Origin of the sequence: Pantoea sp. Cy-640 (genome assembly GCF_011752635.1) — a bacterium.
GTDB classification, from domain to species: Bacteria; Pseudomonadota; Gammaproteobacteria; order Enterobacterales; family Enterobacteriaceae; genus Pantoea; species Pantoea dispersa.
Window position 1 is genome coordinate 233818 of the sequence record NZ_VWXB01000005.1, and the last position, 21033, is coordinate 254850.

At 55.1% G+C, this 21033-nt stretch carries 23 protein-coding genes and 1 tRNA gene; 12 read left to right on the top strand and 12 right to left on the bottom strand.

Translation table 11 applies throughout. The annotated features are described in order from the left end of the window. Positions 1-95: 95 nt before the first annotated feature. Positions 96-308: a ribosome-associated protein YbcJ gene (ybcJ, locus tag F3J36_RS14805; protein WP_166719940.1), complete on the bottom strand. Its 213-nt coding sequence runs from the start codon at positions 306-308 to the stop codon at positions 96-98. Further along, on the bottom strand, positions 308-1174 hold the full coding sequence (folD, locus tag F3J36_RS14810) for a bifunctional methylenetetrahydrofolate dehydrogenase/methenyltetrahydrofolate cyclohydrolase FolD (RefSeq protein WP_058757932.1): 867 nt from the start codon (positions 1172-1174) through the stop codon (positions 308-310). The genes ybcJ and folD overlap by 1 nt, the downstream gene beginning before the upstream one ends. Positions 1175-1349: 175 nt before the next feature. On the opposite strand from folD, the gene F3J36_RS14815 reads away from it, so the two are divergent. The 5 genes from F3J36_RS14815 (at position 1350) to F3J36_RS14835 (ending at position 4869) form a co-directional block, all read left to right on the top strand. Then, positions 1350-1853 carry a DUF1198 family protein gene (locus tag F3J36_RS14815; RefSeq protein ID WP_166719941.1) on the top strand — a complete coding sequence of 168 codons (504 nt, stop codon included), beginning with the start codon at positions 1350-1352 and terminating at the stop codon, positions 1851-1853. 95 nt (positions 1854-1948) lie between these two features. Then, positions 1949-2025 (top strand) — tRNA-Arg (locus F3J36_RS14820). Positions 2026-2480: 455 nt separating this feature from the next. Then, positions 2481-3728 (top strand): PD-(D/E)XK nuclease family protein, encoded by a 1248-nt coding sequence (locus tag F3J36_RS14825; protein ID WP_166719942.1) that lies wholly within the window; start codon positions 2481-2483, stop codon positions 3726-3728. A gap of 349 nt (positions 3729-4077) precedes the next feature. Then, a complete protein-coding gene (locus F3J36_RS14830) occupies positions 4078-4503 on the top strand; it encodes a cell envelope integrity TolA C-terminal domain-containing protein (RefSeq protein WP_247653186.1) in 426 nt (141 codons plus the stop codon). Positions 4504-4653: 150 nt separating this feature from the next. Further along, positions 4654-4869 (top strand): hypothetical protein, encoded by a 216-nt coding sequence (locus F3J36_RS14835; protein WP_166719943.1) that lies wholly within the window; start codon positions 4654-4656, stop codon positions 4867-4869. 259 nt (positions 4870-5128) lie between these two features. Here F3J36_RS14835 and F3J36_RS14840 read toward each other — a convergent pair whose 3' ends face one another. Beyond that, entirely contained in the window at positions 5129-8362 is a 3234-nt protein-coding gene (locus F3J36_RS14840; RefSeq protein WP_166719944.1) for an autotransporter domain-containing protein, read from the bottom strand. Positions 8363-8752: 390 nt separating this feature from the next. Then, a complete protein-coding gene (locus F3J36_RS14845; RefSeq protein ID WP_166719945.1) occupies positions 8753-9832 on the bottom strand; it encodes an NAD(P)/FAD-dependent oxidoreductase in 1080 nt (359 codons plus the stop codon). A gap of 76 nt (positions 9833-9908) precedes the next feature. Between F3J36_RS14845 and F3J36_RS14850 the strand changes: the two genes are divergently transcribed. Next, the gene (locus F3J36_RS14850; RefSeq protein ID WP_058757920.1) at positions 9909-10364 is read left to right on the top strand and encodes a MarR family winged helix-turn-helix transcriptional regulator; all 456 of its coding nucleotides are present in this window, start codon (positions 9909-9911) and stop codon (positions 10362-10364) included. Positions 10365-10603: 239 nt separating this feature from the next. Next, positions 10604-11344 carry a BPL-N domain-containing protein gene (locus F3J36_RS14855; RefSeq protein ID WP_371742026.1) on the top strand — a complete coding sequence of 247 codons (741 nt, stop codon included), beginning with the start codon at positions 10604-10606 and terminating at the stop codon, positions 11342-11344. Between the two features lie 23 nt (positions 11345-11367). Here the strand turns inward: F3J36_RS14855 and F3J36_RS14860 are convergent, their stop codons facing one another. Next, positions 11368-11943, bottom strand: a complete 576-nt coding sequence (locus tag F3J36_RS14860; protein ID WP_166719946.1) for a TetR/AcrR family transcriptional regulator — start codon at positions 11941-11943, stop codon at positions 11368-11370. A 342-nt stretch (positions 11944-12285) separates the two neighbouring features. Between F3J36_RS14860 and F3J36_RS14865 the strand changes: the two genes are divergently transcribed. Next, positions 12286-13749, top strand: a complete 1464-nt coding sequence (locus F3J36_RS14865) for a sugar porter family MFS transporter (RefSeq protein ID WP_166719947.1) — start codon at positions 12286-12288, stop codon at positions 13747-13749. A gap of 198 nt (positions 13750-13947) precedes the next feature. Next, positions 13948-14208, top strand: a complete 261-nt coding sequence (locus F3J36_RS14870; RefSeq protein ID WP_166720003.1) for a hypothetical protein — start codon at positions 13948-13950, stop codon at positions 14206-14208. Between the two features lie 220 nt (positions 14209-14428). Here F3J36_RS14870 and F3J36_RS14875 read toward each other — a convergent pair whose 3' ends face one another. Further along, positions 14429-14668: a biofilm development regulator YmgB/AriR family protein gene (locus F3J36_RS14875; protein ID WP_058775260.1), complete on the bottom strand. Its 240-nt coding sequence runs from the start codon at positions 14666-14668 to the stop codon at positions 14429-14431. A 312-nt stretch (positions 14669-14980) separates the two neighbouring features. Here F3J36_RS14875 and ycgZ point away from each other — a divergent pair, with 312 nt between their 5' ends. The 3 genes from ycgZ to F3J36_RS14890 all read left to right on the top strand — a co-directional run bounded on the left by ycgZ (position 14981) and on the right by F3J36_RS14890 (position 15993). After that, positions 14981-15223 (top strand): regulatory protein YcgZ, encoded by a 243-nt coding sequence (ycgZ, locus tag F3J36_RS14880; protein ID WP_021508613.1) that lies wholly within the window; start codon positions 14981-14983, stop codon positions 15221-15223. A gap of 99 nt (positions 15224-15322) precedes the next feature. After that, positions 15323-15592, top strand: coding sequence for a hypothetical protein (locus F3J36_RS14885; protein ID WP_058757918.1), 270 nt, complete (start codon positions 15323-15325; stop codon positions 15590-15592). Positions 15593-15726: 134 nt separating this feature from the next. Then, a complete protein-coding gene (locus tag F3J36_RS14890) occupies positions 15727-15993 on the top strand; it encodes a biofilm development regulator YmgB/AriR family protein (protein ID WP_058757917.1) in 267 nt (88 codons plus the stop codon). Positions 15994-16025: 32 nt separating this feature from the next. Here F3J36_RS14890 and F3J36_RS14895 read toward each other — a convergent pair whose 3' ends face one another. The 6 genes from F3J36_RS14895 to F3J36_RS14920 form a co-directional block, all read right to left on the bottom strand. After that, positions 16026-16223, bottom strand: a complete 198-nt coding sequence (locus F3J36_RS14895; RefSeq protein WP_021508610.1) for a hypothetical protein — start codon at positions 16221-16223, stop codon at positions 16026-16028. Positions 16224-16303: 80 nt separating this feature from the next. Further along, positions 16304-16564: a hypothetical protein gene (locus F3J36_RS14900; RefSeq protein WP_021508609.1), complete on the bottom strand. Its 261-nt coding sequence runs from the start codon at positions 16562-16564 to the stop codon at positions 16304-16306. Positions 16565-16744: 180 nt separating this feature from the next. Further along, on the bottom strand, positions 16745-17026 hold the full coding sequence (locus tag F3J36_RS14905) for a hypothetical protein (RefSeq protein ID WP_021508608.1): 282 nt from the start codon (positions 17024-17026) through the stop codon (positions 16745-16747). A 66-nt stretch (positions 17027-17092) separates the two neighbouring features. Next, complete coding sequence (locus F3J36_RS14910; protein ID WP_166719948.1) at positions 17093-18253, bottom strand: diguanylate phosphodiesterase; 1161 nt, start codon at positions 18251-18253, stop codon at positions 17093-17095. Positions 18254-18528: 275 nt separating this feature from the next. Continuing rightward, positions 18529-19632 (bottom strand): AI-2E family transporter, encoded by a 1104-nt coding sequence (locus F3J36_RS14915; RefSeq protein ID WP_166719949.1) that lies wholly within the window; start codon positions 19630-19632, stop codon positions 18529-18531. 116 nt (positions 19633-19748) lie between these two features. After that, complete coding sequence (locus F3J36_RS14920) at positions 19749-21029, bottom strand: YhfT family protein (protein WP_166719950.1); 1281 nt, start codon at positions 21027-21029, stop codon at positions 19749-19751. Positions 21030-21033 lie beyond the last annotated feature (4 nt).

Sequence of the window (21033 nt, forward strand, 5' to 3'; positions counted from 1 at the left end):
GGTTATGGGTAACTAACCTGATGCACTTATCGTAGCGGCGAAATTCATTGCGCAATAAATTGCGCCGCTACAGGTCCGGATTTGCCTGGTAAAAATCAGGCCACAACCGTTACGCGCTGACCGGCAAACTCAACCGTCTGACCGGGAAAAATCTTGCAGCGCTTACGCGTCTCGATGGCACCATCGACGCGCACTTTGCCTTCGTCGATCACCGCTTTGGCCTGCGCGCCGCTCTCCACCCAGCCTTCCAGCTTCAGCAGATCGCACAAATCAACGTGCGCATATTTACCCAGTGAAAAACTCGCCATTATGCCTGCTCCACATCGTGATATTGCTCGCACGCCAGCAGCGTGTTCTCAATCAGCGTGGCGACCGTCATCGGGCCAACGCCGCCTGGTACAGGCGTGATGTAGGCCGCGCGCTCAGAGGCTGACGCAAAATCCACATCGCCGACCACTTTGCCGCTTTCCAGCCGGTTAATACCTACATCAATCACAATCGCACCTGGTTTGATCCAGTCGCCCGGGATAAAGCCCGGCTTACCGACTGCCACTACCAGCAGGTCGGCATGCTCAACGTGATGGCGCAGATCTTTGGTAAAACGGTGCGTGACAGTGGTGGTGCAGCCAGCCAGCAGCAGCTCCATGCTCATCGGACGACCGACGATATTCGATGCGCCAACCACCACGGCGTTCAGGCCGTAGGTATCGATGTTATAGCGCTCCAGCAGCGTCACGATGCCGCGTGGCGTACACGGACGCAGCTTAGGGGCGCGCTGGCACAAACGACCGACGTTATAAGGATGGAAGCCATCAACGTCTTTATCCGGCGTGATGCGCTCCAGCACTTTGACATTATCGATCCCGGCCGGCAGCGGCAGCTGCACCAGAATGCCATCGATAGCGTCGTCATTGTTCAGCTCATCGATCACCTCCAGCAGTTCAGCTTCGCTGGTGCTGGCGGGCAGGTTATAAGCGCGCGACACAAAACCGACCTCTTCGCAGGCGCGGCGTTTGTTAGCGACATAGATCTGCGATGCCGGGTTTTCACCGACCAGCACCACGGCCAGGCCAGGGGCGCGTTTACCGGCAGCGAGACGCTGCTGCACTTTTTCGGCAACCTCAAGGCGCACCTGCTGCGCAATCGTTTTACCGTCAATAATTTTTGCTGCCATCAGAGAGGAAATCCATCTGTAGAGAGTTAAATCGGGGATGGCGCCTATTCTGTCAGAAGCGCGTGCGGCTGTCAGTCACAGATTCGTTTACGCGACCGGTTTCCCGATTTTTCGCCGTGGCGCGCGCCAGGCTTAGCGCGTATTATGCCCGCCAGGCAATGATGTGGAACACGTGATGATTTGGTTGATGCTCGCCACGCTGGCGATAGTGTTTGTTGTGGGATTTCAGCTGCTGACCGCCGGTTCGCGCCACGCCGCGCAGTCGCTCAGCAAGCGGCTGCAGCTGCCGCCGGTGCATGTTGAATCGCTGCTTGCGCAAATGGGCAAAGAGGCGGCAAACGAGTTCACCGATTACATTCGCGGCGACAACGAAGCGCACCTCAATAATGGCGCGGCGGTGCTGCTGATCTGGCAGGTGCTGATTGTTGATGGCAGCGATGAGAACGCACAGCGCTGGCATCACATTCTGACGAAGGCGGGGTTCTCCGCCCTGATTTCACGTCAGCAGCTGTTGCTGGCGCTGGGCTTTCTGCGCCAGCTTGAGCCGGACAGACAGGAGCTGCATGCGTTACGCGAGCAGTATAATGCGCGCTTCACGCCGCAGGGGATTGAACTGGAAGGGGAATCCGCGGAGGTGAGTAATCTGGTCTCGCTGAGCGAGTGGCGTCAGCGTCATTAAGGCGAATTGTTCATTCCCTCGACACTCTGCCGTCCGTTGGCGGCAAAAACGTTGACGCGCCAGCGTGCCGACGTATAATCCGACGCATCTTCTATGCGCCCTTAGCTCAGCTGGATAGAGCACCGGCCTTCTAAGCCGTAGGTCACAGGTTCGAATCCTGTAGGGCGTGCCATTTTCTCCTGTTAAAAGCCTTTTTATTTTACTTTTTCCTTTTAAATCAGAATATAACACTTCTATATGCTCCTTCCTGGTTCAGGGTCATAATCCGATATTACTAACTGAAGGTGGTATCTGATACCAGGGATAGGCCAAATACCCGATACCGCGGTGACATTTTAATTTTTCCGATGTCGCATATACGTAAGAATCCTGACAAGGATGTTTACGAAGACATTGACTTCTCCATCTATTACTTTCAGTAGGGAGCCGCATATCTGACATTTAATCTCCTAAATTAACAGGGGGAAATGAACAACATCATTGTTAAAACTATCAAGGAATGTTGGCTGAAAGATAGATAAAGATTACAATACACCGGCCTCAAAAACAGGCGATCTTTTTCAGTAATTGCTTGCTACATAGTTAAAGTATTTGAAAAGGCTAAATTATCACACAAGGGACTGAATAATGGAAAAGAACGATGAGTGGCGAGATATACGAGAGTTGTTGCGTAGCACTGTGTTAATGCAAGAGGGCTATCATCAAGCAAAGAAGCGTTATGCCAGTAAGATAGCTCCCGATTTTCGTTTGTTACGTTTTTTTAATATTAATGAAAATACGCTTTCTAAATGTTTGGCATTCCTTCTTAGCCCCGATGAAAGCCATGCTCAGGGTGATCTATTTCTCACGAGTTTTTACCAATTAATTGAGAAGCCAGAAACGCTCAAAGCTGACATGAAGGCTCGGACTTCAACTGAATTCACCATTTCTAATAGTCGTAGAATTGACATATTGGTCGCGGATCAAAACGAGTTAACAGGTATTGAAAACAAACCCTGGGCAGCCGACCAAAAAGATCAACTTTATGACTATGCTCACTGGTTAGCAGCGGAAGCGAAGCGACGAGGCAGTGGATGGTCCTTAGTATACCTCTGTAACAACGAAATAAATGAGTTTACTTTTCGCGCTCAGTCACCTGACGAAATAAACAAGCATGTAAAAGCTATCACTTTTTTCCAGTTGGAAAAGTGGCTTTCGCGCTGTGCATTGCACATTGAGGCACCAGCAGTACGATGCTTTGTAGACGCTCTGATAAAATTCATTCGCGAAGATATTAATGGAGAAACAGCTATGGAACTGCAAAATGAACTCACAGAACAACTGGTCGCTTCACCGCAAAATCTTAGCGCAGCTTTTTTAATTGCTCAGAATATGCGTCAGGTAAAAGAACGCCTGTGGAAAGATTTCATCGTATATCTTCGTCAGGAATTATCGCCATTGGGGTTCAAGGTTGATATGAATGATGAGTTGCGCACGGGCAGTAAATACGCAACGTTCTCAGTGTTATTTAAAGAAGGTGATGACTTCAAATTGTGCTGGGAGTTTGAAACCAGCGATTACCGTAATCTGGCTTACGGGATCTGCTCAACTATCGAGCCACACGAGAAGTTGCATAATGATCATTTTCCTGCAATCGCTCAATCGATGAGGCATGTTTTTCCTGAAATCGATGCAAAAATTGAAAGTGAAGGATGGTGGCCCTGGTGGTGCTATGTTGATGCGGGCATGAATGTTCCACGCAATTGGAATATGGAATCAGATGCCTGGGCATTGCTGCTTGAGCGTGGTGAGGGTAGTTTTGCACAATCAATAACCAGTATTGCAAAACGCATACATGACGAAATGGACTTATCATTGCTGAGAACATCTTCCTAACACCTGAGTGAAGAAGAAAATCATACTAAGGACGCTCAGTAACTCACTTACGTATTGGGGATTAAGTCGGGGGCGCAGAGAGATCTTTACTGAATTTATTCTGCAGCCGTCCCGACCTTTCAACAGAAACCTACCCCGCCATGTCAGGCTGGCCAAAACGCGCTGGCCTTATTTCGCAACCTTTGATGGGGTCTGCGAATTGGCTTGAGACGTTACGCTGTTTATTCTCACATCTATAATGCGGTCGGTTGCTGGGTTGTGAGTATTCGCTGCCAATGCGAAAGCAACCCGATAGCAGGCGCGGTTTCCGCAATCTGTCCGGGATGCTATAAATGCATAAATGATCTGCATGGATGCCATGATGAAAAAAACACTCTCACTTATCGCCGTCATGTTATTAGTCGGCTGCCAGTCCCATACTAAACAAACAGCAAGGCAGTCATTCAGGTTTCCAACCGCTTACGAGATAAGAAGCGAGTGCGAATCGCAAACCTCCTCGCATTTAGCAAATAAAGATACCCATCTGTGGCTTTGTCAGGCCGTTTCCGCAATACAGTATCGGTTTTTTGACGCGAATTTATATCACGGTAAGACCTGTGATTTGGTCATTACGCAGCCCTTAGGTCAGCCACCGACAAACGTCACTGCACAGGGCGGAGATGCTGATTTGTGCGCCGTCGCTATCGATGCGGTAAAGCAGGCGATAGATGCCAACACCTTTCCCATGCGGCCTGCGTATCTGAAAGAAAAGATACCGGTGCGTTTTGCGCCCTGACTGACTTTGTCCTGAGCAGACCGTTGCTGCATAAGCGTAACCATCGGTAACAAAGTTCGCCGTTTAACCCCTGTATATCATGCCGTCAGCCCGGCCAGGCTATGCTCAGCATCACTGACATAACACATATCTTTATGGAGATTTACGGCAATGAAAATACAGTGGATTGCGGCCCTGGCAGCGGCAGGCCTTCTTTTAGTGGTTAGCGCCCAGGCAGAGGCAAAAGGGTGCCTGAAAGGCGCCGTCGCTGGCGGCGTGGCAGGTCATCTGGTTCATCATGGCGTTGCCGGTGCGGCAGCGGGCTGCGCGGTGGGCCATCACATGGCCGCCAAAAAACAGAAAGAGGCGGAACAAAAGCAACAGTAAACCGTGGCAGCCGTATTCAGAGCGGGTGATAATCTTTTGCGACTGGCTGAGAGCGATGTCTGATTTAGCACCTGGCCAGAAATAAGTCTTATAAATATGAAAAGCGTCGCGAAGGACGCTTTTTAGGTTTTGCTGTCAGAGGCTGGGCTTTATATCGACAGTGTATGGAACTGAGTAGCTGCAGCTTCCAACAGGTGTCTTCTGCTTTGTGATGAGTCTTTGCCTCATCAGTAAGTTATCCAGCCCCGCAACTCTCCACTCAGAATCCGATATTCACCCGAATCATAATCATCTGATCGCGGGTGCGCTGTGCATCAAGCCCCAGCGTTCCCTGGTAAGCGATTCCGGGCGTGATATTGTGCGGCAGCAGAAAATCAATTGCGGTGCCTGCCGTTAACGTCTGGCGGCTCGGCTCGGTCAGCGGTACTCGCCACGTGTCGTTGCCCGTATCAGCATAACCTACACGAGCGATACCATTGTTGCTGAGTGTCTGCGCATACTCCAAACGGCCCTGCAAGCGCAGCGCGATTTGACCGCTCGTTACCCGATGTTCACCGCGCAGCCCGGCGCCACCAATGATCTGAGAATCCGTTTGCGGGGCATAAGCCAGACTATATGCGCCTGCGCCGGACTCACTGTAACCATCAAGCCATGTGCGGTAATACTGCAGGCGGCCATAAGGTGACAACAGGCTATCTGTGGTTCGCATTTCATAGCCTGAGGTCAGCGAGGCGAAAATCTGCCGTCCGGAGCGGCTGCCGCGAGCTTCACTGGTGGTGCCGGTGATGACGCGTTTGCTATCGAAGTCCATCACGCCATGCCCAAGCAGGCCGTCCACGAAGAACGTCCCTGGATGATAGCTGCCATACAGTGCTGTGCTGAATGCGCGCCCGTTGGTTCGCGTGCCGCTGTCGCCAATGTCGCTGACGTCACGGCCAAAACCAATACCTAATCCTGCCGCGACGGCGGAAGTGAAGCGGTAGTCGGCACCGGTAGACACGCCCACGGTGGTATGACTGAAATGCACGCCGCCGGCTTTATCGCCACCAAAATCAACATAGCCGCCTGTCCAGTAAGACAGGCGCTGTACCTGCCTGCCGGTGGAGAAGGGCAGCGCGGGGAGAGAGGGCTGCACCGGGCGTTGATCATTGAAGGCTTTCTGCTGCCACGCGGTTGCCCACATTTTCTCGTCAGCATCATGCTCTGCCTGAGCCGATGGCAGCGAAAAGCGGATGCCGTTGATGTCCGAAGGGAGTTCGCCGCCGCTGTGTAACTGTTCCAGCCTGTCGCTGAAGTTTCGTAGCTGCGCGCGAGCAAAACTCTGCGCGGCACGATACTGAGCGCTGACCAGACCAATGACATCTGCGTCCTGCGCAGGGTTGGGACGGGCGGTAATAGTCAACGTCACGCTGGCCGGCGGCGTTGTGCCGGCAGGGCTGGTCAGCACATAGCGGAGTGCGACGCTGCCACTGGCCTGTGCGGCTGCAGTGAAAAACAGCTGAAACTCACTTCCCGACGCATGTATTTCCGCTTTGCCGAGACTGCTTTCCGGTTGATCAAGCAGCTGCGCACCGGTAAACGGACCGCCTGTCGCACCGCTGGTCAGGTTCACCATGACCGACTGACCGGCAACGAGCGTGGCGCTGTGGTCAGTGGCCTGAGGCCCGGCAGCCGTCACCGACAGCGTGTAGTTAACCCGCAGGGTACTGCCGGCAGCATCGGTAACCTGAACACTGAACTGGCTATTACCGGCTGCCTGTGGCACACCGCTGAGCTGTCCATCAGCGAACGTCATGCCTGCAGGCAGCGTTCCGCCAGTCAGCCAGCGATAGGGCGCGGTTCCTCCCGTCACGCTGAAAGTCTGTGCGTACATTTTTCCTGCTTCAGCCGGTGGCAGCTGACCACCTGCGGGTTGTAGCTGCAGGACTGACTGCGTAGCTGCCGTGACAGCCAGGGTATAACTGGCCGTGCCGCGGTTACCCAGGCTGTCTGTTGCGGTGATCTGAAAACGATAGTTCCCGGCTGCCTCAGGCGTGCCAGAGAGTTTGCCTGTCGGGCTGTCCAGGCTGATGCCTGCTGGCAGATTAAGCGCGCTGAAGGAATAGGGCGCCGTCCCGCCTGCTGCGGTCACTGTTGTCGTCCAGTCACTGCCGGCGATTGCAGGCTGCAGCGTTCCGCCGGGTGGCGAAAGCGTTAGGACGGACTGCGACACGCTGATTAAAACCTGCGCGCTGGTAGAGGTTCCGCTACTGTTGCTGGCGGTGTAAGTGAGACTGTCGCTTCCCGAGAATCCTGCAGCAGGTTGGTACGTTATGCTGGTGCCGGATACGGTAATGCTGCCGTGTGAAGGTGGAGTAATGATGGTGATGGACGTCGCGACGCCGCCGGAAAGGCTGAGAGGCAGCGTATTGTTGCTGCTGTTGGCGGCGACCGTGGCGGCACTGTTGCTGGCTGAGGGGGCCGCAGCGTTGACAGTCAGCGTGTAGCTGGCGGAGCCGCTGGCCCCGAGGGCGTCCGTCGCGATGACCTGAAAGTGATAATTTCCTGCCGCTGCGGGCGTTCCGGACAGCGTACCGGCGGATGCGTTCAGCGACAGGCCAGGCGGCAAAGCGGTGCTGCTCCAGGTATACGGAGCGGTGCCGCCTGAGGCGGTGAGCGTCTGCGACCAGGCGTTGCCGACCGTCGCGGCGGACAGCGCACCCGATGCCGGTGACAGCGCCAGCGCCGGAGCGCTGACAGTCAGCGCTACGGTAGCATCCGCAGAGGTTCCACCCCCATTTGCGGCATGCCAGACAAAGCTGTCGCTGCCGGAATAACCTGCTGCCGGCGTATACATCACGTCAGTACCTGAAACCGTGGCGCTACCGTGCGCCGGAGGCGTTACGAGAGTTACCGACGTCGCCGTCCCACCGCTGAGCGCCAGCGAAATAGTGTTATTGGTGCTGTTGGCCGCAACGGTTGAGCTGCTGTTTGCCGACGCTGGCGGCGCTTCTGCACGGGTCACGCTGATGCTGTACCCGCGGGTGGTGCCATCCTGCGCGCTCACCACCACGGAAATAGTGTTGCTTCCGACGTTCAGCGCGATGGCCTGCGAGGCCGAACCCGAAGCCACTGATGAGCCATTAACCGTCACCGTGGCATGGCTTTCATTCACCACCGGCGTTACCGTCACCGACGAAACATCGAACGCAACCGTTGCGCTGTAATTGCTGGTCGCGGCACTGAAAGAGGGTGAGAGCGCGCCGGCAGACAATGACAGACCTGACAACGTGGCATCGCTGGATGACGATGTTGCACTGGTACAGTTAAATACGAGGTTACTGATCTGTCCATGCGAGGTGGTAACCCGCACGGCCAGCCCGTTGGCCTCCAGACTGCCGGCCGGCACGGTGATTGTCACGGTGTGGGAAGAGGTTGAGGTTGAATTTGCGGCGTTGTAAGTCTGAGCATTACTCAGGTCAAAACGGGCCACGCTCAGACTGTCGGCGTTCATGGGAGTGCCGCCCGCAGCAGAACCGCTGTCGGTAAAGCTCAGCGTCAACGCGTCGCCAGCGGTAAAGTCCGAGGCTGGATACCTGTTGGCGCTGTAAGACAGAGAGGTGGAACCTGACAGGGCATTGACGGTAGCACAGCCGTTAGATAACGCTGAGGCTGACGGAGTGAAACCCCAAAAAAAAGCAGCCGTTATCAGCCAGGCGTAAATACGCCCGGCGGTTAAAGAAGCATTCATGCGCTACCCAGAGATGATTAATATTTTTATGTTTTTGATGTTACCGGGAAGCGATGATGACAAAAGCGTAATTAAGGGAGTAAAAACCGGCTATCACGCGGGTTAGGCAATAATCCGCGAGTGCGTTGCCTGAACTCATGCTGTCAGATTGGCTCAGGCTTTCTCATCGAACCAGTTCTGAAACCCCGCTATTGCATCAGGCATCATGTTGCGTGCGCGTTCCATAATCAGGGTCTCCGCAGAGCGTAGTCCGTTCTGCGGGTGCGAGGCCTCGCACAGTGCCAGAGCCAGGTCTGAAGCATCAAGCATCGCCAGGTTGACTCCGACGCCAACCGGCGGCATCAGGTGAGCGGCATCGCCAATCAGGGTGATGCCCGGACGCGGTGCCCAGCCAAAATCGGCAGGCAGGCTGTAAATCGGGCGTCTGACATAGTCACCGGTGGCGTTTACCACCAACTGCAGGGAAGCGGCCCAGTCGCGGTAGCTGTCGCGCACCCAGGCGGTGAGGCCGGAGGAGGCTATGTGTTGATCGATGGCATCAGGGGCGCGCTTCATCGCCGCATAGACGCAAATCCTCCCGCCGCCGTTGCGTTGCGTGACCAGCGCCTGCGCACCGCCAAAGCTGAACGCGGTCCCGTTGCCGGCAATGCTGTTGATTTGGTCGGATGGGTGATCTATCCAGCCTTCGAAAAAGGTAATGCCGGTATAAACCGGACGTACCGGCGTCAGGTAACGGCGGACCCGCGACCAGGCACCGTCTGCACCAATCACGATATCGGCTTCGTAGCGCCTGCCGTTTCTGAACACCAGCCCGTGCGCTTTTTGCCGGCCATAGTCAACGTAATGCAATTTGTGATCCCACTGCAGGGCCTGCGGTAACAGGGCGCTCAGCAGCAGGTTTTTCAACTCGCCGCGATCGATCTCCGGTTTATCCATTTCACCTTCCGGCGTGAATCTGTCGACCTCAATGTCTCCGGTAAGGTAATTCAGCATCCGGCTTTCCTGATCCTCATGCCTGGCGATGTTGATGAACTGCTCCAACAGGCCCGCTCTGCGCAGTGCCGCCTGGCCGCTGTCAGCATGCAAATCAAGCGAGCCGCCCTGACTCCGCGCAGCATCCGCCGGCTCATCCTCAAACACCGTTACGTTAAAACCGTGGCGCTGAAGAATTACGGCCGCCGTGAGGCCTGCCGGGCCGCCGCCCACGATAGCGATAGTCAGTTTATCCGACATGTCTGTTCTTCCCCGATGTAAAGCGGATACTGTATAATCACAAAGTTGACATATCAACTACGCGACGGGGTAAATAATGGGCAGCACAGAGATTTCAGACGCAGAGTGGCAGGCATGGCGCGGATATCGCCGGCTTGCTGAAATCATCACCGGACGCATTGTCAGAGAGATCAATGAGGCGACCGGCTTGTCCGGCCCGGATTTCATGATCCTGATGGAAATCAACCGCAGTCCGCAGGGCGTACTGCTGCAGCGTGAGCTGCTGGAATACCTTGAATGGGACAAGTCGCGGCTATCGCACCAGCTTTCACGTATGGCCGCCCGGGATCTGGTACAGCGCAGCCGCGCGACTCGCGCAGGGATTTCAGTCCGCATGACAGAGGCCGGGAGCCAGCTGCTTGCTACAGCGCGGCCGATACATGCCGCGGGCGTGCGGCGGAATTTCCTCGATTTGCTGACGCCGGAAGACATCGAAGGGCTGATCGCCATCACCGGGCGATTACGGCAGTCAGCCAGCGGTTTTATCGAATAATTCCCGGCCGATCAGCTTCAGACACTCCTTCTGCAACCGGCACAATCGCGGCAGCCGTTAACAGGATCATGCGAAAGATTAATTAAAACAGTGGCTTGTGTTTTTTGCGCTGTCAGGCTGTTGACAGCCTCTTTGTGCTGGCCCTAAATTGAGCAGTCGCTCTAATTTTGAGCCTGGTCCTGCCGCTGATGGTGAAAACAATGTTACTGAGAGCCTCCTCCCGTTTCTGGCGTTATCTGATGAAGAACCTTCTGACGTATGCTGCCATTCTGCTTGCCGGCGGGTTAGCCACTGCGAATATGGCCAGTGCTGCCGTCACCCATGTCGCTATCTATCGCGGCGGTGCCGGTTGTCCGGGCTGCTCCGAAATGGTCCGTAAATCGCTGGAACAGAGCGGTCTGCCGCTGGACATCGCGTATGTCGGAGAGCAGGAAAAAATAAAGGTCACGCAGGATAATCTCGCCACTTTTGATGTGTACATCCAGCCCGGAGGTGGGCAGGACATCCCCGGCGCCTTTGCTGCGCTGGGCGACGAAGGGGCTGAGGCCATACGCAAATTTGTCCGCAATGGAAAAAGCTTTCTCGGATTGTGCATGGGCGCGTATCTGGCCGATGAAAACTGGCTGGGGCTGATCCCCTCATCGCTGGACTCTGAAGTCATGCGCAAGGGGACTAACATACCCGACGAGGGCGATTACGTTGTCGATGTTGTCTGGCAGGGGAAAACCGAAAAATTTTATTATCAGGATGGTCCTTACCTGAATGCCGAAGACGCGCACGGCTTCGTCGCTCTGGCGCGCTATGCCAACGGTGATATCGCGCTGGCGAAATATACTTACGGTAAAGGCACGGTACTCCTGAGCGGACCGCATCCGGAAGCGGATGAAAGCTGGATGGCGCCGGAGAAAAACAATCCGGCCTACACCTCAGCCGGCAGCAAGATGGCCAGGCTGTTTAATGATTTAAAGCCAGGGAGGTAAGCGACTATGTGGAAAAATCCCCGCTAGCGACAAAGTTTCTGCAAGGCGGCCATTATCTCAAGAAAAAAATGTGTCCGCTTATCCGCAGAGTAGTTAAGAATAAGCGCGCTTGAGTAACCGTCAATCAGGGCGTGAAGATTACGCGCCACCTCGTCTTTACCTGCTTCGCTGAGGTGGCCAAATGCCTGGCCGGATAAGCCCTGACGGATGATCGCTGTCCACGTCTGCGTGCTGGAGAGCAGCAGCTGCTCAAATTGCTTATCCCTTGCCGCCAGCGGCCACAACTCGAGGTAGATCAACCAGTGAGAAGCCGGCCCGTCTGGCAGGAGATAATCCACCAGCGCACGAAAAAAGGCGTCATGCTGTGAATCATCCCTCTTTTCGCTCTCTACAGAGAAAGCGGCAACGTCCTCATCCAGCATGAAAGCAATCGAGTCCAGCCTCAGCGCATCCCAGTTTTTGAAATAGTGGTAGATATGGCTGCGGGATATGCCCAGCGTATTGGTCAGATCGCGGGTTGAAACATTGTTGAAGCCGCGCTCCCGAAAAAGCTGCAGCGCCGCGAGAATGATATTTTTCTTAACCGTTTCTTTTTTCACGTTCAACCTTAAAAGGCACCGTTGTCCTGAACGTTAATTCAGCAACCTGTCGCCGGAACTGCCTTTCTGCGTTACGCCTCAGCGTGTTTCTCATTTACCAGCCAGCGTACCTTAGCAGAAAATTTTCCCCCTGTCGGGGGCGGGATTGCAGCAGGCCAGCCAGGGGTTGAGCGCAGTGCGAGGGCGCGGCTGCGGCGCTAATATGCGCTGTGCAGTCAGGGCGGTGCAGGATTTTATTCCGTCGCCATCGGGCAAAAATCGTGACCGGCCTCACACTTTCTCGTTTCTGACTATACTCAAACCTCCTTTTTATCCCGTCATTGACCAGGTCTTGAATCACCCATGGACGATAGCAAGCAAAATCCTTCGCAGTCTCAATCAGATGATGGCGGCAGCCTGACGTTTACTGTTCAGCAGCGCCTGTTTTTTGTGGTGTTAGTCGCCACGATGGGCGCGCTGGCGTTTGGCTACGACACCGGCATTATTTCCGGCGCGCTGCCCTACATGACGCTGCCCGCCGCGCAGGGCGGTCTCGATCTCACGCCATTTACTGAAGGGCTGGTGACCTCTGCGCTCACCTTTGGCTCCGCGCTCGGCGCGTTCATCAGCGGTTATGTCTCGGACCGCTTTGGTCGCCGTATCACGTTACGCAGCCTTGCCCTGTTGTTCATTGCCGGGGCGTTAGGCACAACGGTTGCGCCGAATCTGGAAATCATGGTGGTGATGCGCTTTATTCTGGGTTTCGCGGTGGGCGGCGGATCGTCAACGGTTCCGGTCTTTATCGCTGAAATTGCCGGGCCTAAGCGCCGGGCACCGCTGGTCAGCCGCAACGAACTGATGATTGTGTCAGGGCAACTGCTGGCTTATGTCGTCAGCGCCGCCATGAGTTTGTTACTGCACGATCCGGGCATGTGGCGCTATATGCTGTCGCTGGCGATGATCCCCGGCATTCTGCTGTTTATTGGCACCTTTTTTGTCCCGGCCTCACCGCACTGGATGGTGGCGGAAGGGCGCTTTAATGAGGCGCTGCGTATCCTGCGCAAACTGCGGGAAAATCCGCGCGAGATTAAAAAAGAGATGGCAGAGATGCGGCAGAATGCCCGCGAAGCCCGTCAGGGGCCACCCGCGCGCGAACTGTTAAAAGAAAAATGGATTGTGCGTCTGCTGCTGCTGGGCTGCGGCATGGGCATCGTCGCGCAGTTTACCGGCGTCAACGCCTTCATGTATTACACGCCAGTCATTCTGAAAAGCACCGGGCTGGGCACCAGTGCTTCGATTGCGGCTACCATCGGCAACGGGGTGGTATCGGTACTGGCCACCTTTGCCGGTATTAAAGCCATCAGTCATTTCGGCCGGCGCCCGATGCTGATGACCGGGCTGTCGGTGGTGATTGCGATGCAGCTGGCGCTGGGCGCGGTGCTGGTTCTCATGCCACAAAGCCTGACGCAAAGCCTGCTGGCGCTGGCGTGTATTCTGGTGTTCCTGTTCTTTATGCAGATGTGCATTTCCCCGGTTTACTGGCTGCTGATGTCGGAGTTATTTCCGATGAAAGTTCGCGGGGTATTAACCGGTTCAGCGGTAGCGTTTCAGTGGATATGCAACGCCGTGGTGGCGCTGGCGTTTCCGCCTTTGCTGTCGCTGGTGGGTAATAAGGCGTTCTTTATCTTTGCCGCAATCAACGTAGCTTCCCTGGTGTTTATCGCGGTGATGTTGCCGGAAACCCGCGGGAAGTCACTGGAAGAAATTGAATCCCACATGCGCGAGCATTTTGGTGAACCTGCGGATCAAGCCACGTCATCAGGCTGAATCGTCGTCATGCTGCGGCAGGTTGCGCCAGCGCCTGCCGACAGAAACCTTTGTCGCGGCAACCGCCGCGGCATTTTTCATGTTCGTTAAATAAATCCTGTTACAGGCTTCATTTCAGAACTTGCCTGCACCGGTTCGCTCAATAGGGTCTACAGTGTGACGTGAGGTTCTCATCAACGTGAAATGGAGGAAGTAAATTTGTCTATTCAACACGACGGGAAAGGGCACGTCATTATTGGCGAAGCGGCACTAAGCCTGGCTTTGGGCAAAAAGAAGATCAGCGTTAATACGCTTATCGACGAGCTCAGACACATGAAACGCGCTGGCGGCAGCGACACGCGTCTGTCCGCGATTTCACAGGCGATCGGCTGGCTCAGAAGCTTTGATGAGCCTGAGCAGGCCGCGATCCATGTGCCGTACCTGCAGACGCTTGCAGGCCTGAACGACGAGAAGAACTGACGCCATAAGACGTAGTCCGGCTCTGGCCGGAAGACGACAACGTAGATGACCTCATCGGACGCGCGTTAGCGTGTACCGGCCGGAGAAAACTGTCAGGGATGACGTCTTCACCACCATCAAACCTCGTATTAACGATTATTGGCAACGCGGCATGTGGCAACGGATGCGGGTTTAGCGTCTGATGTGCAACGTGCTGAAGGTGAGCGGATGAACCAAACGATCAGCGACCAAACAGCATCGCCAGCAGGGATCGCGCCTGTTCCGCTTCGATGTCATCGTCCGTGTCATTGATGTGCCCGATAAGCTTGAGGCAGATCGCGGTGCGCGTCAGCCGACGTTCCTGACGCAAAATTTCAACGGTGATGCGTCCCAGTAGCGCAATCTGACGGGGATCGGTGACCTGACTGAAGTAACCGGCTAGTCCGGTATTGTGACAAGGCGGCAGCCCGTTGTTTCTCATTTGTCCACCTGCAGCACACGATCATCTTGTAGGGCGCAAAGTAACCGATACGATATCGTCTGTACAGCAACAATCCTCTCCCCGTGTCAGGTAATCAGCGGGTTGTCCAAACCGATACCGTTTTTCCTGCCGCTGAACCCACCCCTTACGCCGATTATTTCAGTACGTAAGCCCCTGAGATTAAGGTGTTAGCATTTTTTGCACAAGAACGTAGCTAATAAAGAAACAGTATTGCTGTACAAGTTTTATTTCTTTGTATAAGTTTACGCACAGAGAGAAGCGACGGTATTTTAACCATTCGAGGGGTTCATCATGCGTCAGAATGTTGCAAAATTTCCAGACAGCGCCAGTGAGATTGCCCGCTATTTCAGCAGAGCGACAGCACCTACTCAGCAGGAAACGCTGGGGCAGATTGTCGTTGAGATCCTGCGCGCAGGAAAAAACCTCAACCGTAAGGCGATCTGCACCAAACTGCTGAGACGCCTTGAGGTCGCGGCAAATTATGAAGAAGAGCGTCATTACCAGACGCTTATTGGCATGCTGTTTGAACGCTGATACAAAAAGGGATAATCGGTGGTACCTGCAGCATGCGCTTTATGACCCGGGAAGGGTCAGCCACTTGTCCGAAAGGGCACAGTCCCGCAGGGGGTGGGCATGCAGAGAAGTCAAATTGAACGTTTAACCGAAATCGTTCTGGGCGAGGCGGTGGTCAGGCTGCTCGATAATAATGAACGAATCAATGTGGCGACCGTTTCAGCCCGGCTCCGGTCAATGGCCGCAGAGGAATTTAATCCCGACCGTCTGGAGGCGATCAGGATCGCCATCAGGGAACTGCAGATGCAGTCAGCAGCACGGGAAATTCGTGAAAAGCCGATGGCTGCTCTGGGCGGGATGTCACAACCCAGGGCTGGTAAAAAGCATTAATGACAGGGACGATACGATCTCGTGATTAACCGGAGTGTGGCAGGACGCCCGGCATAACACGGCCATCTCAGGATGGCCGATTTTTTTGGCGACCACAGTGCTGTCAGCAGCGCCCGGTTTACGGATAACGACACATGCAAACCAATGAACACTCATTCAGCGCTGAAGCGGCCCTTATTCACCATTTTCGCAGCGGCGGTGAGCGCTATGCGGCCGAAGCCGCGGCACTGGATGCCGTGATTCGCGACATCGTCATCCATGGCCAAAAAGTGACGAGCAAAACCATCATCCTGTATCTCATCTCAGAGCTTGAGATGACCACCGATATTGTCAAACTGGATGTACTGCGCAACGTGCTTGAAATCGTGGTCGGCAGAACGCCGGATGATGAAGGGTTCTGAAAAGGTTAGTAAGCCGGAGCAGTAGATTAAGCTTAGTGCATCTGCTTCACAAGCATACTGATGGCGTTTAAACAGGCCTGCCGCAATTCATCTTCGCTTGCCGTTTCGCCAAGATGATGCAGTGCATGGGTAATGTCCTGAAGTGTCAGGTGCTGGTCCGGCTTAAGAAGGCGCGCCACAACCGTTCCAATAACGGCGTAGATATCTTCGGCGGTAGTGTCATCGCTCAAATGACCTCCATCCGTTGGTGGATAAGCATACAGTATAGCAGAAACCACAGCGTCAGGCGCGGCAGATTGTCAGGCAGCGATCAGTGCAGCTTGCCGGAAAAAGAAAAATGCCCGGCAGTGAACGCCTCTTTCTTCACCGCGCTCATCTCCATTTCCCGTCTGACGTCCTCAATGACACGCAGCACAGCACGAATGCGGTCACTGTCTGTTTCGCGGTCAAGCATCGCCTGCAGCCTGTCGTTGAGGGCCGCCCAGCTTATGGCGACGTTATCATCGAGTAACGCCGTTACGGCTTCTCCGATGATGATATCCGCCATTTTATCGTCAAAATTGTTTTTCATCAGTCTGTCCGGCTGCGGTTAGGGCAATGAGCTTACCACAGGAATCTCACCCGGACACATTGAGCACATCAAACTCCGGTAAAAGATGCCGGACGCGGGTTATCGGCGCAATGATCAGCATATTAAGTTGCCGGCGTTGCAAAGAGGATGACATTTGCGTTCGCGCCGGCCATCACGGCGCTACTTTCTGACGGGTTCCGCGGCTTCAGCGCGCCCGCTGACCTCTGAAGCCGCCTGATCCAGACGATAAAGTAAAGTGTCGCCGCGTTCGCAGTAACGCGCCGGCCAGATCATCGCCCCGTTACCGTCCTCCACGTACTTCACACCCAGTCCCTCCACCACAGCCCATGGCTGCGCCAGCGCACTGCGGTACCGAAGTAACTCGCGCGCCATGGAGACCGCCTCCGGTTCGTTCTCCTCCGGATGGCTGGATATAAACTGCAGTCGGGCATCGCTCAGCATTGTCTTCTCCTGTGAGCCTGACGTTTTATCTCTTCAGAGGTTCTGCGTTGTCAGGCTTAACCGCTTTCAGATCGCCTCGCGGCTCTCAGGCCATGCCACGGCGCCGCCCTCAGGCGTAAACAGGCTGCCCTGGAAATCGATGATCCCGGCCGCCTCCAGCCACATCCACTCTTCGGGACGCTCAATGCCGGCCGCAATGACGTTGATTTCCAGCGCCGAACAACAGCGGATGACCGCCTGCATCACCGCCTGCTTCGGGCCGCTACGATGAATATCACGTACAATATTTGCGCCGATACGTACCCGGTCAGGCTGGACGTGCGCCAGTAAAGAGAGACCGGCCGAGCCGTCGCCGAAGTTATCAATTGAAAGGCTGATGCCTGCCTCTTTCAGCTGTCTGACCGCCGTGGAAAAGTCTTCGAGCCGGGAGATGACTTCCGTTTCGCTCACGCCAAGAATGATTTGCTGCGGCACCAGCTCCGCCTGCGCGATGGCGCTGACCAGCTGACTTACCGCATCGGGAAGATAAACCAGCGTCATCGGCAGGATACTGATATACAGCGTCATGCCATCGGGACAGGCCTGGCCGGCTTTATGCAGTGCGTCTGTCACCACGTTGAGGTCATGAGTGTAACGCTCATGTTCCCCGAGTCCGGCGGGTTGCGCGTGCGGAATCGCCTCAATGGCCGTCACTTCACGGCCAAGGGGATCAACCACAGGGCGGAAAGTGACGCCACTGGCCGGCGCGGGAGATTGCCCTTCTGCGGGGATGAACTCCCAGCAATCAGCCGGCGGCACTTCAAAGTAGTTCTCTTTTTCACGCGCTTCGACAAAGGTTCTGAGGAACTGTAGCCCGCGATCGTCATAGGTCAGCTGATATTTCGACGTGCCGCGATCGAGCACCGCCTGCAGCACACTGCCGCTGTGGTGAGTACGCAAATCGAACAGCTCCATGCCAGCATTACCGAAACGCCGCGAAGGAGAGTAGTCGCGCATCAGCTCGACCACATTGTGATGACGCCGGTCGGCACAGATGCGCGCGTAGATTGCCAGAACGCCTTGCTCCGGCCCTTCCAGGATTTGAAAAAAGTGCGTGCCGTTAAACAGCAGGATGCCGGTAACATGATGCTCAGCATTGAGCAGACTCGCTTTTGCCACCATCTCCGGCAGGATATTGACGGGAACATCTTCAGAGATGTGGCTGCGGTAAATTATTGTTGTAAGCATTTTACGCTCCAGATTGTCGCGATTGTCCTCTGACACCTTAGCAGCATGGGTTAAATTGTGAAACGTCCGGGCTGAGCGCTGCCCAGTGGCTGTTTGAGCCCGGTAAAAGGGGGAAGGCGCGAGTCAAAGGTCGGAAAAGGTGCTGACAGCGTTGCGCGCGTGACAGCCTGGCGGCCGCGCTGAAAAGACAAGCGGCGCTTTAAAGCGCCGCTTCGGATGAGCTTGCCAGTGAGCGATAGCGGCCCGTCAGCAGGTCTTTAGCTGTTATATCGCTGCTACTCGCGGGTTTTACCCTCTTCGATAAACTCTTCGTCGATCTCTTCGACGTTTTCCCGGTTGTCGCGGCCGGAGAGCAGATTCCAGCAGGCGATGAACAGGGCAGCGATCAAGGGACCAATCACGAAGCCGTTGATGCCGTACACTTCCATGCCGCCCAGCGTGGCGATCAGGATCAGGTAATCCGGCATTTTGGTATCTTTGCCGACCAGCAGCGGACGCAGGATGTTGTCCACCAGCCCGACCACGATAACGAAGAAGCCCACTAGGAACAGGCCTTTCCACAGCGCACCGGTGGCGAAGAAGAAGATGGCCGCGGGTACCCAGACGATGGCCGAGCCGACTGCCGGAATCAGCGACAGGAACGCCATCAGCGCGCCCCACAGCAGGCTGCCGTCGATGTCGGTGATCCAGAAGGCAAAGCCACCAAGCACCCCCTGAACCACGGCCACCACCACGGTGCCTTTGACCGTCGCGCGCGATACAGCGGCAAATTTCATCAGCAGATGGTGCTTAACATAGGTGGAGAGCGGCAGCGCTTCGAGAATCAGCCCGACCAGCCAGGCGCCGTCTTTCAACAGGAAAAACAGCAGATAAAGCATCACGCCAAAGCCCACGGTGAAGGTGAAGGTCCCTTTACCGATCAGGAACACGCTGCCCGCCATGTATTGTCCGCCCTTCAGCGCAAAGCCGGAGAGTTTTTGCTGAATCTGTGCGGCATTGTTCAGATCGTGATCCGCCAGCCAGGTTTGTGCCCACTCCGGCAGATGCTGCAGCAGCGAGGCAAACACCGTCGGGAACTGCGCGGAATTGGTTTGCAGCTTGGTGTACACCGTATTGATCTCAACCACCAGCGACGAGGTGATGATTGCCAGCGGCGTGAACACGATCAGGCAGATAATCAGTAAGGTCACAAAGGAAGCGAGCCCGTTGCGGTCGCCCATTTTACGCCGCAGCAGTGATTTCAGTGGCGCAAAGATCACCGCCAGAATCGCCGCCCACAAAATGGCGGAGAAATAGGGCGTCAGCACATCAAAAAAGGCGATCGTGACAATCGCCAGAATCACTATAAAGAAACCGATATTTAACCCTTTAACACGCATGCAAAAGCCTCGCAGATAAACGTAGCGAATGAACTATAGAACGGCTTTTGCGGAATGTAATGTTTTTAGCGCAGATGAAGGGCAGGGGAGGCCTTGCTGGCCTCCCGCGAGTGGGCTCACACCACGTGCAGGCCGAGCACGGCGAAAATATTTGCCAGTACGCCAACGATGATCGCTGCAATCGGACCGGCAGCCAGTTTCATCACCGGGCGGCCACTGATTTCATTAAGGATATACAGGCTGACCACCACGAACATGCCGGTGCCGGCCCAGATCTGATTACCGGCGTTGACGCCGCCCACCAGCAGGGCAATTTCCAGGATCTGCGTCATTGAGGTACGGATGTTATCACCGGACATTTTCAGCGCCGGGAAGCGGTTCATCGCCTTACCAATGCGGCTCAGGCTTTTCACTTCGAGCCCCATCGCGCCCGCGCCGAGGATTCCAGCCACCAGCGGATTAGGTGCCAGATAGCCGAGGCCGAGGAACCAGTCGCACCAGCCGTTAGTGCCGTAGACGCCGCTGATCATCGCGGTAGTAATGATCAGCGGCATAAAGGCGATGGCCTGCACGATGGCGACAATCGCGGCTGAAGTCATGTTGCCTTTGCCCACCAGCGCGGCGGCAATCGGCTCGCCCGCCAGCCAGTGATAGTGTGCGGTGATGGCAATCAGCGCCGCCATCGGCATCAGGTAGAAGATATTCTTGCGGATGCGTTTGATGTTGTCGTCAAACAGGCTGTGCTCAATCTCTTCACCGCGCGATTTGTCGCGTGAGGCGAATGCCAGCAGGCAGATCATGCCAACCAGCATGGCAATCCCTTCCGGGCTGAGCGAGATTTCGTTGCCAGCGATGGTTAACGGGTTGATGCGCTCAATTACTACGCGACCGAGAAACGAACAGATGATGGTGATCAGGCCGGCTTTTTTACCGAACTGATAGCCGACCGCAATGGCCGGGAAGGCGACAAAAGCGTAAATAATCGGATCGCCTACCGAAGCCAGTGCATCAAGAAAGTTGACCGGCAAATACGCAAAGCCTTTGATAATGCCATCCAGCGCCACCGTGACCAGCGCACCGTATGCGGTGCCCAGCAGCACCGCCAGTTTGGTGTTATTGAATGACACGCCAATAATGTCGGCGGTTAACAGTACGATATGAATCACAATCACGCCGGTGGCCAGGGTGATGGGCATGGCGAAGCCGGTAATAAAACCGATGCTGATGGCAAAGGAGATACCGGCCAGCTCCTTACGGCTCATGTTGCCGTTCATGAATTCCGGCATGATGGGGCGCAGACCGTCGTGATAGACCGCAATGGAGCGGTTAGCGAGAAAGGTGGCGTAGCCGCCCATCAGCGCAAAAAGTATGATTTTTATCAGATTTATAGAATCCATGGTG

Bases quoted from the DNA above. Each gene is read 5' to 3' on its own strand.
- ybcJ (WP_166719940.1), bottom strand. From the start codon at position 308: ATGGCGAGTTTTTCACTGGGTAAATATGCGCACGTTGATTTGTGCGAT.
- folD (WP_058757932.1), bottom strand. From the start codon at position 1,174: ATGGCAGCAAAAATTATTGACGGTAAAACGATTGCGCAGCAGGTGCGC.
- F3J36_RS14815 (WP_166719941.1), top strand. From the start codon at position 1,350: ATGATTTGGTTGATGCTCGCCACGCTGGCGATAGTGTTTGTTGTGGGA.
- F3J36_RS14825 (WP_166719942.1), top strand. From the start codon at position 2,481: ATGGAAAAGAACGATGAGTGGCGAGATATACGAGAGTTGTTGCGTAGC.
- F3J36_RS14830 (WP_247653186.1), top strand. From the start codon at position 4,078: ATGGATGCCATGATGAAAAAAACACTCTCACTTATCGCCGTCATGTTA.
- F3J36_RS14835 (WP_166719943.1), top strand. From the start codon at position 4,654: ATGAAAATACAGTGGATTGCGGCCCTGGCAGCGGCAGGCCTTCTTTTA.
- F3J36_RS14840 (WP_166719944.1), bottom strand. From the start codon at position 8,362: ATGAACGCCGACAGTCTGAGCGTGGCCCGTTTTGACCTGAGTAATGCT.
- F3J36_RS14845 (WP_166719945.1), bottom strand. From the start codon at position 9,832: ATGTCGGATAAACTGACTATCGCTATCGTGGGCGGCGGCCCGGCAGGC.
- F3J36_RS14850 (WP_058757920.1), top strand. From the start codon at position 9,909: ATGGGCAGCACAGAGATTTCAGACGCAGAGTGGCAGGCATGGCGCGGA.
- F3J36_RS14855 (WP_371742026.1), top strand. From the start codon at position 10,604: ATGAAGAACCTTCTGACGTATGCTGCCATTCTGCTTGCCGGCGGGTTA.
- F3J36_RS14865 (WP_166719947.1), top strand. From the start codon at position 12,286: ATGGACGATAGCAAGCAAAATCCTTCGCAGTCTCAATCAGATGATGGC.
- F3J36_RS14875 (WP_058775260.1), bottom strand. From the start codon at position 14,668: ATGAGAAACAACGGGCTGCCGCCTTGTCACAATACCGGACTAGCCGGT.
- ycgZ (WP_021508613.1), top strand. From the start codon at position 14,981: ATGCGTCAGAATGTTGCAAAATTTCCAGACAGCGCCAGTGAGATTGCC.
- F3J36_RS14885 (WP_058757918.1), top strand. From the start codon at position 15,323: ATGCAGAGAAGTCAAATTGAACGTTTAACCGAAATCGTTCTGGGCGAG.
- F3J36_RS14890 (WP_058757917.1), top strand. From the start codon at position 15,727: ATGCAAACCAATGAACACTCATTCAGCGCTGAAGCGGCCCTTATTCAC.
- F3J36_RS14900 (WP_021508609.1), bottom strand. From the start codon at position 16,564: ATGAAAAACAATTTTGACGATAAAATGGCGGATATCATCATCGGAGAA.
- F3J36_RS14905 (WP_021508608.1), bottom strand. From the start codon at position 17,026: ATGCTGAGCGATGCCCGACTGCAGTTTATATCCAGCCATCCGGAGGAG.
- F3J36_RS14910 (WP_166719948.1), bottom strand. From the start codon at position 18,253: ATGCTTACAACAATAATTTACCGCAGCCACATCTCTGAAGATGTTCCC.
- F3J36_RS14915 (WP_166719949.1), bottom strand. From the start codon at position 19,632: ATGCGTGTTAAAGGGTTAAATATCGGTTTCTTTATAGTGATTCTGGCG.
- F3J36_RS14920 (WP_166719950.1), bottom strand. From the start codon at position 21,029: ATGGATTCTATAAATCTGATAAAAATCATACTTTTTGCGCTGATGGGC.